This window comes from Pantoea folii (genome assembly GCF_056678875.1).
Genome location: NZ_JBWXON010000004.1, coordinates 238,826 through 253,337, shown reverse-complemented (window position 1 = coordinate 253,337; position 14,512 = coordinate 238,826). Strand labels below are relative to the sequence as shown.

10 protein-coding genes are annotated in these 14,512 nt (G+C 57.3%); all 10 read right to left on the bottom strand.

Annotated elements, in window-relative coordinates; genetic code table 11:
• Positions 1 to 133: 133 nt before the first annotated feature.
• Entirely contained in the window at positions 134 to 1,033 is a 900-nt protein-coding gene (gene yegS / locus AC1MDE_RS07755; protein ID WP_480344455.1) for a lipid kinase YegS, read from the bottom strand.
• A 232-nt stretch (positions 1,034 to 1,265) separates the two neighbouring features.
• On the bottom strand, positions 1,266 to 2,633 hold the full coding sequence (gene trhP / locus AC1MDE_RS07750; RefSeq protein ID WP_058961409.1) for a prephenate-dependent tRNA uridine(34) hydroxylase TrhP: 1,368 nt from the start codon (positions 2,631 to 2,633) through the stop codon (positions 1,266 to 1,268).
• 139 nt (positions 2,634 to 2,772) lie between these two features.
• Positions 2,773 to 3,480, bottom strand: coding sequence for an envelope stress response regulator BaeR (gene baeR, locus AC1MDE_RS07745; RefSeq protein WP_034824856.1), 708 nt, complete (start codon positions 3,478 to 3,480; stop codon positions 2,773 to 2,775).
• Positions 3,481 to 3,483: 3 nt separating this feature from the next.
• Positions 3,484 to 4,875 carry an envelope stress sensor histidine kinase BaeS gene (gene baeS, locus AC1MDE_RS07740; protein WP_058961408.1) on the bottom strand — a complete coding sequence of 464 codons (1,392 nt, stop codon included), beginning with the start codon at positions 4,873 to 4,875 and terminating at the stop codon, positions 3,484 to 3,486.
• Positions 4,872 to 6,278 carry an MFS transporter gene (gene mdtD / locus AC1MDE_RS07735; RefSeq protein WP_200569332.1) on the bottom strand — a complete coding sequence of 469 codons (1,407 nt, stop codon included), beginning with the start codon at positions 6,276 to 6,278 and terminating at the stop codon, positions 4,872 to 4,874. Before mdtD ends, baeS begins: the two co-directional genes overlap by 4 nt.
• A 16-nt stretch (positions 6,279 to 6,294) precedes the next feature.
• Entirely contained in the window at positions 6,295 to 6,693 is a 399-nt protein-coding gene (gene vapC, locus AC1MDE_RS07730; RefSeq protein ID WP_058961406.1) for a type II toxin-antitoxin system tRNA(fMet)-specific endonuclease VapC, read from the bottom strand.
• Positions 6,693 to 6,926, bottom strand: a complete 234-nt coding sequence (vapB, locus tag AC1MDE_RS07725) for a type II toxin-antitoxin system VapB family antitoxin (protein WP_034824846.1) — start codon at positions 6,924 to 6,926, stop codon at positions 6,693 to 6,695. Before vapB ends, vapC begins: the two co-directional genes overlap by 1 nt.
• A 71-nt stretch (positions 6,927 to 6,997) precedes the next feature.
• On the bottom strand, positions 6,998 to 10,066 hold the full coding sequence (gene mdtC / locus AC1MDE_RS07720) for a multidrug efflux RND transporter permease subunit MdtC (RefSeq protein WP_480344454.1): 3,069 nt from the start codon (positions 10,064 to 10,066) through the stop codon (positions 6,998 to 7,000).
• Positions 10,063 to 13,185, bottom strand: coding sequence for an MdtB/MuxB family multidrug efflux RND transporter permease subunit (locus tag AC1MDE_RS07715; protein ID WP_480344453.1), 3,123 nt, complete (start codon positions 13,183 to 13,185; stop codon positions 10,063 to 10,065). The genes mdtC and AC1MDE_RS07715 overlap by 4 nt, the downstream gene beginning before the upstream one ends.
• Complete coding sequence (locus AC1MDE_RS07710) at positions 13,185 to 14,411, bottom strand: MdtA/MuxA family multidrug efflux RND transporter periplasmic adaptor subunit (protein WP_480344452.1); 1,227 nt, start codon at positions 14,409 to 14,411, stop codon at positions 13,185 to 13,187. Before AC1MDE_RS07710 ends, AC1MDE_RS07715 begins: the two co-directional genes overlap by 1 nt.
• Positions 14,412 to 14,512 lie beyond the last annotated feature (101 nt).

Below are 14,512 nucleotides of genomic sequence, written 5' to 3'. Positions count from 1 at the left end.
CCCAGACTGCGTTATCACCAGCAACCCAGACTGCGTTATCACCAGCAACCCAGACTGCGTTATCACCAGCAACCCAGGCTGCATCACCACCAGCAATCCAGACTGCATTTCACCCGCCTCTAACCAACAAACATCACGCCAGCAGCGGGCACTGCGGCGGCAGGCGGCAGCTCAGCGCGCCGGGCATCACTTCAATTTCAAATTCGCTGCCGGTCAGCGGTTCGCCATCCAGATTGAACGTCATCTCGTGCGGTGAACGAATGCTCAGCGACTGCAACTGCGCCGAGACAATATTCGGATTCTCATCATTACGCGTCAGCGAATGCAGCAACGTCGGCAACAACTCCTGCGCGGTGACGATGCTCAGATTCAGCTGCCCATCATTGATCAACGCATCCGGACACAGCTTCTGTCCGCCACCCGCCTGACGACCATTACCAATGCCGATCACCAGTGCATCACCTTGCCACTCAAATCCCGGACCGCTGATCTCACAGCTATCCGGCTTCAGCGCATCCACTCGCATCAAACCATGAATAAAATACGACACGCCGCCTAAAGCCGATTTCAATTTCTCCGGCGTCTCCGTGGTAATACGCGTGCCAAAGCCGCCGGTCGCCATATTGATAAAGTAGCGATCGCCATTCACGCGCGCCAAATCAATCGCGCTGGCTTTACCCAACACCGCCAGACGCAGCGCCGGTTCCATCTCCTCTGGAATCCCCACGCTGGTGGCGAAATCATTGGCCGTGCCAAGCGGCAGAATACCCAGTGCTGGACGCTGCTCAGCAGGCACTGCCGCCAGCGCTGTGGCGATTTCATTGATGGTGCCATCGCCGCCGCCCGCTACCACGGTTTCAGCCTGCAACGCCACCGCTTCCTGCACGTAACGGTCACCGTCGCCCTTTTCCCAGGTCACGCGTACCGCCAGATTAAAACCTTCATCGCGCAGCGTATTCACCGCCGCACGCAAATCTTCATTGCCCGCGCCTTTCCCATTGAGGACCAGCAGCGTCAGTGGTTTATTTTGCATAATCAGTTCCTTGAGGCGAAATACGATGCAGAGGTTATAGCATAGCTGGGCGAGGAACTTTATCGGCGGGCGATGAAAAAAAGAAAACCCGCACGGGGGAGCCGGGCGGGTGAATGAGGTGGTTCCTGGTACTACCTGCTGTTTATTGTTACTCGTTAGCAGCAGGCGGGATTCTAAAGCGAGGCGCAGCGGCGGTCTGTGATCCTGTTCTAACTTCGCGCCTTTCTTTTCATTATGTGCGCTTTTTTCCGTGCGGATCGTAGGTGCTGTTGCCGTCTGTGAAATTACGCATTAACAAAGCAAAGGCCAGATCCACCGATTCCGGCACCGGGATCCACACCTTATGTCCATCTCCCGGCGCAACATCTACCGCTGCACCTTTATCATTTTGCATCGATTCCAGCGTACAGTTCAGATTGCCCTGCGGCGTCATGATCTCCACAGAATCGCCGAGCAAAAACTTATTCTTCACGGCAATTTGCGCCCAGTCGCCGCGACGTTCACCGGTAAACTCTCCCACAAACTGCTGGCGCTCGGATACCGAGAAACCCTGTTCATAGTTCTGATAACTGTCATGCGTATGACGACGCAGGAAACCTTCGGTATAGCCACGATGCGCCAAACCTTCCAGCGTCTCCAGCAGCGCCGGATCGAACGGCTTGCCCGCTGCCGCATCATCAATAGCACGACGATACACCTGCGCGGTGCGGGCGCAGTAGTAGAAGGATTTAGTGCGGCCTTCAATTTTCAGCGAATGTACGCCCATCTGGCTCAGGCGCTCGACGTGGGCCACCGCGCGTAAATCCTTTGAGTTCATGATGTAAGTGCCGTGCTCATCTTCAAAGGCACTCATCACTTCACCGGGCTTCATCTTCTCTTCTAACAAGAATACACGGTCGGTCGTCGCGCCAACGCCCAGCGTGGGCTCCTGCACCTCAACCGGCTGATGGAAGCCGACAATATTGCCCACCTCATCCTGTTTGCCTTCTTCCACTTTGTATTCCCAGCGGCAGGCGTTAGTGCAGGTTCCCTGATTCGGATCGCGCTTATTGAGATAACCGGAAAGCAAACAGCGCCCGGAGTAGGCCATGCACAGTGCGCCGTGTACGAAGATCTCAATCTCCATTTCTGGCACCTGCTGGCGAATCTCAGCAATCTCATCCAGCGACAGCTCGCGCGACAGAATCACGCGGGTCAGCCCCATCTGCTGCCAGAACTTCACCGTCGCCCAGTTCACCGCATTGGCCTGCACCGACAGATGAATCGGCATCTCCGGAAAGGCTTCGCGCACCAGCATAATCAGGCCGGGATCGGACATAATCAGCGCATCGGGCTGCATCTCCACCACCGGCGTCAGGTCTCGGATAAAGGTTTTCAGCTTGGCGTTATGCGGCGCGATGTTCACCACCACGTAAAATTTCTTGCCCAGTTGGTGGGCTTCTTCAATGCCCTTAGCCAGCACTTCATGGGTGAATTCATTGTTACGCACGCGCAGGCTGTAGCGCGGTTGACCGGCATACACCGCGTCAGCGCCATAGGCAAAGGCATAGCGCATATTCTTCAGCGATCCCGCTGGAGAGAGGAGTTCGGGTTTAAACATGGAGGGAATTCTCACTGATGTCAGGTCAGCATGCCATCGGCGATGGCAGGTGCATGAGCCGCATCAAACGGCCCTGCAAAAGGTGGGGAATTGTAGGCAGCGCCGCCTCTGAAGTAAATTGATCTACATCAAGCTAGCGCTACATCAGGCGACAGACGTCCGCTTCCCAGCGATAGCCCATGCCGTACACCGCGCGAATAAACGGCTGCTCCGCATCAAGGTTTTCCAGCTTACGACGCAGGTTCTTGATATGGCTGTCGATAGTACGGTCAGTGACCACGCGATAATCGTCATAAAGATGATTCAGTAACTGTTCACGCGAGAACACTTTACCCGGCTCCAGCGCCAGGGTTTTCAGCAAGCGGAATTCAGCAGGCGTCAGTTCCAGCTGCTGTTCGCGCCAGCTGGCCTGAAAACGTCCTTCATCAATCAGCAGATGCGAGGCGAGCTGCGCTTCTTCCGGCGAACGTTTTACACGGCGCAAAATGGTTTTCACCCGTGCCACCACCTCACGCGGGCTGAACGGTTTGCAGATGTAATCATCCGCGCCGATTTCCAGCCCCAGCAGGCGGTCAATCTCTTCGGTGCGCGCGGTCACCATAATGATCGGCAGCTCGGAGAAACGGCGGATTTCACGACACAGCGTTAAGCCATCGCGACCCGGCAGCATCAAATCCAGCAGCATCAAATCCGGTGGTGAGTGCTGCACGTAGTTCAGCACATCATTGCCATCGGCAATATGGTGGGTGCGATAGTTGGACGCCTGCAGATAATCGATCATCAGCTGCGCCAGTTTCGGTTCGTCTTCAACAATAAGAATCAGGGGATCGTGATTATCCGGGCTCATAAGCTATTTCTGGTGAGGAACATACGGCAAGTTTAGCGCGATTTGCAGTCCACCTAAATCAGAGTGCTCCGCAGAAATGCTGCCGCTATGTGCTTCAACAATGTTTTTACAGATCGCCAGACCCAATCCAGAGCCGCCGCTGGCGCGATTGCGTGAACTTTCTGCCCGGAAAAAACGCTCAAAAAGATGTGCCTGATGTTCAGCATCCACGCCGGGCGCGCTATCCGCAAAGCGTAATTGCCAGTAGTCGCCGTGTTGTTGCAGGCTGACCCGCACTTCGCCACCGGCATCAGTGTAACGCAGGCTGTTCTCCAGCAGATTGGTGAACAACTGCATTAAACGATCCGGATCGCCAAAACTTTCCGCTTTGGTCGGCAGCGCAAGGGTGAGGGTTAAATCCCGGCTGCGATAGCGTTCGCCAAAGCTGCCTGCCACCACTTCCAGCAGATTCACCACATCCACCGGTTGTTTGCGATAGGCGAGGGCGCCCGCGTCAGACAGCGACAGCTGATGCAGATCGTCCACCAGTTTAGTCAGCACCACCACTTCACTCTGCAGTGAGGTGATGGCTTCCGGCGTCAGCTTGCGCACACCATCCTGCATCGCCTCCAGCTCACCGCGCATGATCGCCAGCGGTGTGCGCAGCTCGTGGGAGATATCGGCCATAAAGGCGCGGCGGTTACTTTCGTTCTTCTCCAGCGAACTGGCGAGCTGGTTAAAGTCACGCGCCAGCTGACCGATTTCATCACTGCTGCCCACTTCCACGCGTGTGGAAAATTTGCCTGCCGCCAGTTCATGGGTGCCATCCACCAGCCGCTTCACCGGGGCCAATAAGCCGCGCGCCAGCAGCCAGGTGACCAGCGCCGCCAGCAGCGTGGTGAGGGTGACGATCATCCAGCTGGTGCGGCGCTGCTGCAGATCAAAGTTGATATCGGTGCTGCGCGTCAGTCGTTCAGCGGGCGAGGCGATCACCCAACCCACCACTTTGCCGGTGCTGGTGGTGATGTTGCGCCGCGTGCCTTCCGGCGGCACCGGCGAGTGTGGCCCGGACAAGACCTTATACTGCTGATCGATAATCCAGAATTGGGTACGCCAGCCGTGTGGCGGCAACTGCGTACTGCTGCCGGGATTTTGCTCCATCGATCGCAGTATGGTGAAAATCAGGCGGTCGTTGTTCCGCAGGAAATCCCAGTTGCCGTGCTGCTCATACTGATCCGCCAGCGCATCGCTCAGCAGGGTTAAACGCTGTTCATTGCCTTTCTTGATGTAATCAACAAAGCCGTGCTCAAAGCTGAGGCGCACGCCCCAGTGCATGGTGATGATCACCAGCATGCAGGTGGAAAAAATCGCCACAAACAGCTTGGCGCCAATGCCGAGTTTCACCGGCTGCTTCATGCTTTTCTCCTGCCTCTGAGATCAACGTTCTTGCTGACATCTTTGGGTACGCGCCAGAACACCAGTGCTGGCAACACAATCACCAGCGCCATGCACAGGTAGGTATAAATAAAGGTTTGATGCGCGGCTGCGCTGTTGGTCACGGCACCGTGGGCGAACGACCCCAGCAGCAAGCCTGCCACCGTGACGCCAATACTCATCGACAGCTGCATGATCATCGAGAGCAGACTGTTGCCGCTGGAAGCCAGATCATCCGGCAACTCTTTCAGCGTTAAGGTGTTCATTGAGGAGAAGCGGATGGCATTCACCATGCCTTGCAGCAGCAGGACCACTGGCAGCATCCACACCCATCCGAGCAGCGCCACTGCCGGAAACAGCAACACCACCAGCGCCAGTGCGATAGTTGCCCCGACCAGCGCATTGCGATAGCCAAACAGGTTAACGATGCGCACCACCACGCGTTTGGTACCCATATTGCCCAGCACCATCGGAATCATCATTAAACCCGCGTGGAACGGGCTGTAGCCGAGGCCCACCTGCAAAAAGATCGGTGTCATAAAGGGCAGCATGCCGCTACCGATGCGTCCGGTGAAGCTGCCGAGCAGGCCAATCGAGTAGATGCGGTTGTCGAACAGCTTCAGGCTAAACAGCGCGTTGTCGTTGTTACGACCGTGCATCAGGTAAAACAGCAGGGAGAACACGCCGACCAGAATCAGTGCGCCGAGCAGCAGCGGGGAGCCGCCGGTGCTGCGCTGGCCGTCGAGCGCCAGCGTCAGAGTCGCCATGCCCACTGCCAGCAGCACGAAGCCGAGAAAATCAAAACGTTTGGTTTGCATGGTGTAATTCGGCATCAGCATCAGCGTAGCAATCGCGCCGATGATGCCGACCGGAATATTAATCAGGAAGATCCAGTGCCAGCTGGCGTATTGCACCAAAATCCCGCCCAGCGCCGGACCGAGCAGAGGACCGATTTGCCCCGGCGTGGTCACAAAGGTCATCGCCGACATGTACTGCTCGCGCGGCACAATTTTCATCACCGTCAAACGCCCGACCGGCACCATCATCGCCCCGCCGACGCCTTGCACCACGCGCGCCATCACCAGCTGATCGAGCGAAGTAGAGAAGGCGCACAGCAGCGAACCGATGCTGAACAGCACAATGGCGCAGAAGAAGATGTTACGCACGCCAAAGCGATCCGCCAGCCAGCCGCTGATCGGCAAAGTCACGGCCACCGTCAGCACATACGACACGATCACCGAGTGCATGTTGAGTGGGCTGACGTTGAGATCGCGCGCCATCGAAGGGATGGCGGTGTTGACGATAGTGGTATCCAGCGCCTGCATAAAAAAGCCGAAGGCGACGATCCACAGCTGCCAGCGCACGGTGGCGTTTTGCGAGTTCATGAAGAGTACCGTTGTATTAAAGCCAGTTTTCGCTGATTAACCCCTTCACCCGTGAAAATTCGCGCAGGTTATTGGTAATGAGTGTTAGCGCTTCGCTTCGCGCGTGTGCAGCTATGTGTAAATCATTCAGACCGATGGGTGTGCCTTTCTTTTCCAGGTCAGCGCGAATCGAGCCGTAATGAAATGCTGCCCTTTGGTCGTAACTGAGTACGTCCAGACGGGAAATAAAGTCTTCAACAGTGCGTAGATTCCTTTCAGGAAAAGCACTCTTCTCCGCGCCATGAACGAGTTCAGCAAGCGTAATTGATGAGATGACCATGCGCCCGACGTTGGCATTAAAGCGTTCCAAAACCTCAATAGGGCGGCGTTTGATGACATAGATAACGATGTTGGTATCCAGCATGTAGCGATGCATTAAAAGTCTTCCCTATCAGATTGCTCCTGTGACGCACGCTCATTCATAAAATCGTCGCTTACGCTGGGACCATCGAGGAAAAAGCTATCCCAGGCGTTTTCTATTGGTGTGAGAATGCGCTCTTTGCCAATCGCACGCACCGTGACATTTTTCACGTTGTCGGGAAAGCGCACGTCAGCAGGAATACGCACGTTTTGCGTACGATTATTAGTAAACACTGTACCTTGAGACATATAAACCTCCTTCATAGTGACTGGATAAAGTTTACTCGCTTTATGCTATGTAGCAAAGGTGTATAGCATGGTCATTCGGTAATCAATGCCGCTTTTTTACGCCGACTCAGCTTATCCATCATCAGAAACACCACTGGTGTGGTGTAGAGCGTGAGTAGCTGGCTCATCACCAGCCCGCCGGCAATGGTGATCCCCAGCGGTTGACGCAATTCCGCACCGTCGCCGCTGGTCAGCACCAGCGGCAGTGCGCCAAACAGCGCTGCCAGCGTGGTCATCAGAATCGGGCGGAAACGCATCTGACAGGCCTGGAAAATGGCGTCACGCGCGCTGAGATTGCCATTGCGCTGGGCCTCCAGCGCGAAATCCACCATCATGATGGCGTTCTTTTTCACGATGCCAATCAGCAGCAATATCCCTATCAGCGCAATCAAACTGAACGGCGTATTAAACAGTTCCAGCGCCAGCAGCGCGCCCACGCCGGCCGAGGGCAGGGTAGAGAGAATGGTCAGCGGATGCACGTAGCTCTCATACAAAATCCCCAGCACGATATACACCGCCGCAATCGCCGCCAGCATCAGATAAAGCTGATTGGATTGTGACTGCTCAAACACCTGCGCCGTACCGGCAAAGCTACCGCTCACGCTGGAGGGCACACCGAGCGCCGTCATGGTGCGTTCAACCGCCGCCGAAGCCTGAGATAACGACACGCCCTCCGGCAGGTTAAAGGAGATTGTCGAAGCGGCGGACAGGCCTTCATGGTTGACCGACAGCGGCGCGTTAGCTGGTTGCCATTTGGCGAACCAGCTCAGCGGAATGGCTTTGCCATCGCTGTTGATCACGAACATCTGATCGAGGGCGCTGATATCCTGGGTGTAGCGCGGATCGACTTCCATCACCACTTTGTACTGATTCAGCGGCTGGTAAATGGTGGAGATTTGCCGTTGACCAAAGGCGTTGTTCAGCAGCGCATTGGCGGCTGAGACTTCAATACCCAGCCGCGCCATGCTTTCCCGATCGTAGGTCAGATCCATTTCGCTGCCTTTGTCCTGCTGATCGGAGTTCACGTCGACCAGTTCCGGCAACGCGGCAAACGCCTGACGAATTTTTGGCTCCCACTCACGCAGGTCAGCGAGATTGTCCGACAGCAGGCTGTATTGGTAGCTGGCGTTGGATTCACGTCCACCGATGCGAATATCCTGCACTGCGTTGAGGTACAGGTTAGCGCCGGGCTCTTTCGCCAGCTTGGTGCGCAGGCGGGCAATTACCTCCTGCGCGTTTTCACTGCGTTCCGACAGCGGCTTAAGAGACACGAACATCGATCCGCTGTTGGTGCGCGAACCGCCGGTAAAGCCGGTGACGTTATCCACCGCCGGATCGGCTTTGATGATGTTCATAAAGTCCTGCAGCTTGCCACGCATCGCCTGGAACGAAATGCTCTGATCCGCCGAGATAAAACCGTTTAAGCGTCCGGTGTCTTGTTCCGGCATAAAAGTTTTGGGGATCGAGATAAACAGATACACCGTCAGCCCGACGGTGGCGAGCAGCAGCATCAGCACCCAGATGGCATGATTCAGCACCCAACCCAGCGAGCGCGCGTAGCCGTTTTGCACGCTCAGCATCACTTTGGCGAAACCACGGGTACGCGGTTGGCTGCGCTTTTCCTGCGGCTTCAGCAGGTAGGCGCACATCATCGGCGTCAACGTAATCGAAATAAACAGCGAGATCAGGATCGCCACCGACAGCGTGATGGCAAATTCCGAGAAGAAGCGCCCGATAATGCCGCCCAGCATCAGCAGTGGCAGGAACACGGCAATCAGCGACAGACTCATCGACAGCACGGTAAAGCCCACTTCGCGCACGCCGGTTAGCGCCGCCTGTAGCGGTTTCATCCCCGCTTCAACGTGACGCGCGATATTTTCCAGCACCACAATCGCATCATCGACCACGAACCCGGTGGCGATGGTCAGCGCCATCAGCGAGAGGTTGTTGAGGCTGAATCCGCACAGATACATGGCGGCAAAGGTGCCAATCAGCGAAACCGGTACGGCGGCGGCCGGGATCAGGGTGGCTCGGCCGTCGCGCAGGAACACAAACACCACCAGAATCACCAGCGCCACCGCAATCATTAATGACTGCTCCACTTCCTGCAGCGAGGCGCGAATGGTGGGGGAGCGGTCTTGAGCGATCTGTAAATCGATGGCGGCGGGGATCACCTCATGCAGCAGCGGCATCTCGCTGCGGATGCGATCCACGGTTTCAATGATATTGGCATCCGGCGATTTGCGTACCACCAGCAGCACCGCCGGTTTGCCATTGGTCATCCCGGCGTTGCGCACGTCCTGCACCGAGTCCTGCACGTTAGCCACATCGCTCAGGCGGACCGCCGCGCCGTTGCTGTAATGCACCACCAGCGGCTGATATTCGCTGGCGGTTTGCAGCTCATCGTTGGTACGTACCTGCCAGCGCTGCTGCACATCATCAATCGCCCCTTGCGGACGGCGCTGGTTGGCATTGCTGATGGCGGTACGCACCGCATCCAGTGACACGCCCTGATTGAATAGCGCCTGAGGATTGAGATCGACGCGCACCGCAGGCAATGAACTGCCGCCCACGGTGACATCACCAACGCCCTGAATCTGCGACAGCTTCTGTGCCAGTTGCGTTGAGGCGTAATCATACAGCTGGCCGGGATTATAAATATCCGAGGTCAGCGTCAGGATCATGATCGGCGCATCAGAGGGGTTGGCTTTGCGATAGGTCGGACGGCTTGGCATGCCGGTCGGCAGCAGGCTTTGCGCGGCGTTGATGGCGGCCTGCACGTCACGCGCGGCACCGTTGATATCGCGGTCAAAATCGAACACCAGAATCACGCGCGTGCTGCCGAGTGAACTGGTGGAGGTCATCTCACTGACACCGGCAATGCGCCCCAGCGAACGTTCCAGCGGCGTGGCCACCGAAGCAGCCATGGTTTCCGGCGACGCACCGGGCAGCGAAGCGGTAATCACGATTACCGGGAAATCCAGCTGCGGCAGCGGGGCGACCGGCAGCAGACGGAAACCGAGAATACCGGCCAGCGCAATCGCCAGCGTCAGCAGCGTGGTCGCCACTGGCCGATGGATAAACAGCGCGAAGAACTTCACGGCTGCGCCTCGGAACGCTTAAAGCGACGGCGCGTGGCGTGGGCCAGTCGGTCAAACAGCAGATAGATCACTGGCGTGGTAAACAACGTCAGGATTTGGCTGAGGATCAAGCCGCCGACCATGGCAATACCTAACGGATGACGCAGCTCTGCGCCAACACCGGTGCTCAACATCAATGGCAAGGCACCGAGCAGTGCCGCCATCGTGGTCATCAGAATCGGACGGAAACGCAGTAAACAGGCCTGATAGATCGCTTCACGTGGTGCCATACCTTGCTCACGCTCGGCGGCCAGCGCGAAATCGATCATCATGATGGCGTTTTTCTTCACGATACCGATCAGCAAGATAATGCCGATGATGGCGATGATATCCAGCTCGTTGCCGCTCAGCATCAGCGCCAGCAGCGCGCCCACCCCCGCAGTTGGCAGCGTGGAGAGAATGGTGATCGGATGGATAAAGCTCTCATACAGCACACCGAGCACGATATACATTGCCACCACCGCCGCAATAATCAGCCACACGGTACTGGTGAGCGCCGCTTCAAACGCCAGCGTGCTGCCCTGGAACTGCGTCATCATTTCGGCGGGCATGCCGACCTGATCTTCGGCTGCGCTGATGGCTTTCACCGCTTCGCCCAGTGAATAGCCTTCGGCGACATCAAACGAGAAGGTGGCTGACGGGAATTGATCGAGGTGGTTAATGCTCAACGCCGCATGACGCTCTTCGATCTGCGCGATGGCACTGAGCGGTACGCTGCCGCCGTCAGTGCTGGTCAGTCGAATACCGTCGAGACTGGCCAGGCCCGGCGTTTGCTCATTGTTCTGCTCCAGCACCACGCGATACTGATTGGCCTGGGTGTAAATGGTGGAGATCAATCGTTGACCGAAGGCGTTGTACAGCGCGTTATCGACATCCGCCATGGTGATGCCGAGTCGGCTGGCGCTGTCACGATCGACACGGATAAAGGCTTCCAGGCCTTGATCCTGCCAGTCGCTGCTGACGTCACGCAGCTGCTGCAAGCTATTGAGTTGTGCCAGCAGCTTCGGTACCCAGGTGCTGAGTGATTCCAGTGAGCCGGATTGCAGCGTGAACTGGTACGGCGTGCGGCTCGCCTGGGTTTCAATGGTCAGATCCTGCACCGGCTGCAGCCACAGTGAGACGCCAGGCACTTTATCAATCTCTTGCTGCAGGCGTTTCTGTACCGCAGGAATGCGATCATCACGCTCGCTGAGCGGTTTCAGGTTGATCTGTAAACGCGCGCTGTTCAGTGCCGCATTGGTGCCATCGACGCCGACAAATGACGTCATGCTCTGCACCGCCGGATCTTTCATGATGATCGACGCCACATCGCGCGTGCGTTCCGCCATGCTGCTGTACGACACCGACTGCGGCGCCTGCAAGGTGCCCTGAATAATGCCGTTATCCTGCTGCGGGAAGAAGCCTTTCGGGATGGCAATCCACATCACCACCGTCAGCAGCAGCGTGCCAAGTGCCACCGACAGGGTGATCCACGGATGCTGCAATACGCGCGTTAACCAGCGTCCGTACCCGGCAATCACCCGATCAAACATCGCTTCACTGGCTCGCGAGAAGCGGTTCTGCTTGCGCAGCGATTCGGCGCTGAGCATGCGTGCGCACATCATCGGCGTCAGCGTGAGCGACACCACGGCGGAGATCAGAATCGCCACCGCCAGCGTCACGGCAAATTCGCGGAACAGGCGACCAATCACGTCGCCCATAAACAGCAGCGGGATCAGCACCGCAATCAGCGAGAAGGTGAGGGAGATAATGGTGAAGCCGATTTCGCCCGCGCCTTTCAGCGCTGCCGTCATCGGCTTCTCACCTTTTTCGATATAGCGCGAGATGTTCTCGATCACCACGATGGCATCGTCGACCACAAAGCCGGTGGCAATAGTGAGTGCCATCAGCGTCAGGTTATTGATTGAGAAGCCGAGGAAATACATCGCCGCAAACGTCCCAACCAGCGACAGCGGTACCGCCACGGCCGGGATGATGGTGGCAGGCACGTTACGCAGAAACAGATAGATGATCATCACCACCAGACCAATCGCCAGCATCAGCTCGTGCTGCGTATCCGCCACCGATGCACGGATATTGGTGGTGCGGTCGGTGAGCAGTTTCACGTCCACCGATTTGGGCAGTGTGGCGGTAAGGGAGGGCAGCAGCGTACGAATACTATCAGCGGTGGCAATGATATTGGCACCCGGCTGGCGCTGTACGTTGAGCACAATCGCCTGCTGACGGTTAGCCCATGCGCCAAGCCAGCTGTTTTCTGCGCCCTGCTCAATAGTGGCGACATCACCAAGACGCACTGGCGCACCGTTGTTATAGCTGATGATCAGCTTGCGGTAATCCTCGGCGGAGGTCATCTGATCGTTGGCGGCCAGCGTAATCGATCGCGTTGGGCCATCCAGGCTGCCCTTGGCGGAGTTGACGTTGGCGTTGGTGATGGCGGTGCGCACGGTTTCGCTGGTCAAGCCTAACGCGGCCAGTGCCTGGGTGTTCATTTTCACGCGCACAGCTGGGCGCTGTCCGCCGGACAGCGTCACCAGACCGACGCCGGTGACCTGCGAAATTTTCTGCGCCACACGCGTCTCCACCATATCCTGCACCTGCGTCAGCGGCATGCTGGTGGTGGTGACGGCGAGCGTCATGATCGGTGGATCGGCAGGATTGACCTTGCTGTAGACCGGCGGGTTGGGCAGATCGCTGGGCAGCAGATTGGTGGCGGAGTTGATCGCCGCCTGTACTTCCTGCTCGGCGACATCCAAAGAGAGTGAAAGCTGGAACTGCAAGGTCACCACCGAGGCACCACCGGAACTCTGCGATGCCATCTGCTTCAGCCCTGACATCTGGCCGAACTGACGTTCAAGCGGGGCGGTAATCGAGGAGGTGACCACATCCGGGCTGGCGCCAGGGTAGAGCGTGACCACCTGAATCGTCGGGTAATCCACTTCGGGCAGCGCCGATACCGGCAGAAAGCGGTAACCGAGCACGCCCGCCAGCAGAATGGCAATCATCAGCAGCGTGGTCGCCACCGGGCGCAGAATAAACAGGCGTGACGGGCCGCCACTGCTGTCCTGAGGCATCACCTGCATTATTGACGCTCTCCGCGCGCAGGCTGGGCGGCGCGCGTGCTGAGTGTGGCGGTACTTTGCGGTGATACCACTTCAACGGTGACACCTTCGGTCAGACGATCCAATCCGTCAGTGACCACCCGCTCACCGGCGTCGAGCCCGGCACTGATCACCACTTTCTGGCTATCCTGCAAGCCCGCCGTTACGCGCTTCTTGCTCACTTTGTTTTCGCTGTTGACCACCCAGACAAAGTGGCCGTCGTTGCTCATTTGTAGCGCAGCCGTTGGGATCACCACCGCATCCTGCAGCGTGTCCACTTTCAGACGCGCATTCACAAACTGATTGGGGAACAGCGTGTCATCCTGATTATCGAAGCGCGCTTTGAGTTTGATGGTGCCGGTAGTGGCATCAATCTGGTTGTCGAGGCTGAGCAGCGTGCCGCTGGTGAGCAAGGTTTTATTGCTGCGATTCCAGGCTTCAACAATCAGCGGCTGCCCGCTTTTTTGCGCTTTGAGGATCTGGCTAATATTGTTCTCGGCAATGCTGAACACCACGTCGATCGGATGGGTTTCGGTGATCACCACTAAGCCACTGGTATCGCCGGAGGTGATGTAATTGCCGACATCGACCTGCTTCAGACCTACACGACCGGAGATCGGCGCGGTAATGCGGCTGTAAGTGAGATTGAGCTGCGCGCTGGCAACGTTACCTTCATCGGCTTTAATCGTGCCGAGGGTTTCACTCACCAGCGAACGCTGAGTGTCCAGTTCCTGCTGCGAGACCAGCGAGGTTTTCGCCAGCTTTTCATAACGGCTGAGATCGCGGCGTGCATTGGCCAGCGTGGCCTGATCTTTTGCCAGCTGGCCCTGGGCCTGAATTAAGGCGACCTGATATGGGCGGGGATCGATCTCGGCCAGCAGCGCACCGGCTGCGACCTGCTGACCTTCCTGGAAATGCAATGCCATCAACTGGCCGTCAACGCGGCTGCGTACCGTCACGGTATTGGCGGCGGTGACGGTGCCAAGCCCGCTGAGATAGTAGGGCACGCTCTGGGTCGTTGCAGCAGCGGCCTGCACCGGTGCTAAAGGACGGCGATTGGCGCCGCCTGCGCCGCGACCATGATGCTGCTGGCCCTCGACTTGCGGCTGCTTACTCGGTTCCGCAGGATGCTGCCACCAGTAATATCCGCCCGCGACTGCGGCGATCGCGACAAGTGTTATCAGGCTTGTTTTCAGTCGACTGTTCATCTGCTTGCGTGCTCTCCAGCGGTTTCGTATTCCCCAAATGCGAAAGCAAAATGGCCGTTTCGCAAACGAAATGATTGTAGACGCCCGGGCCGGGCAAAAAT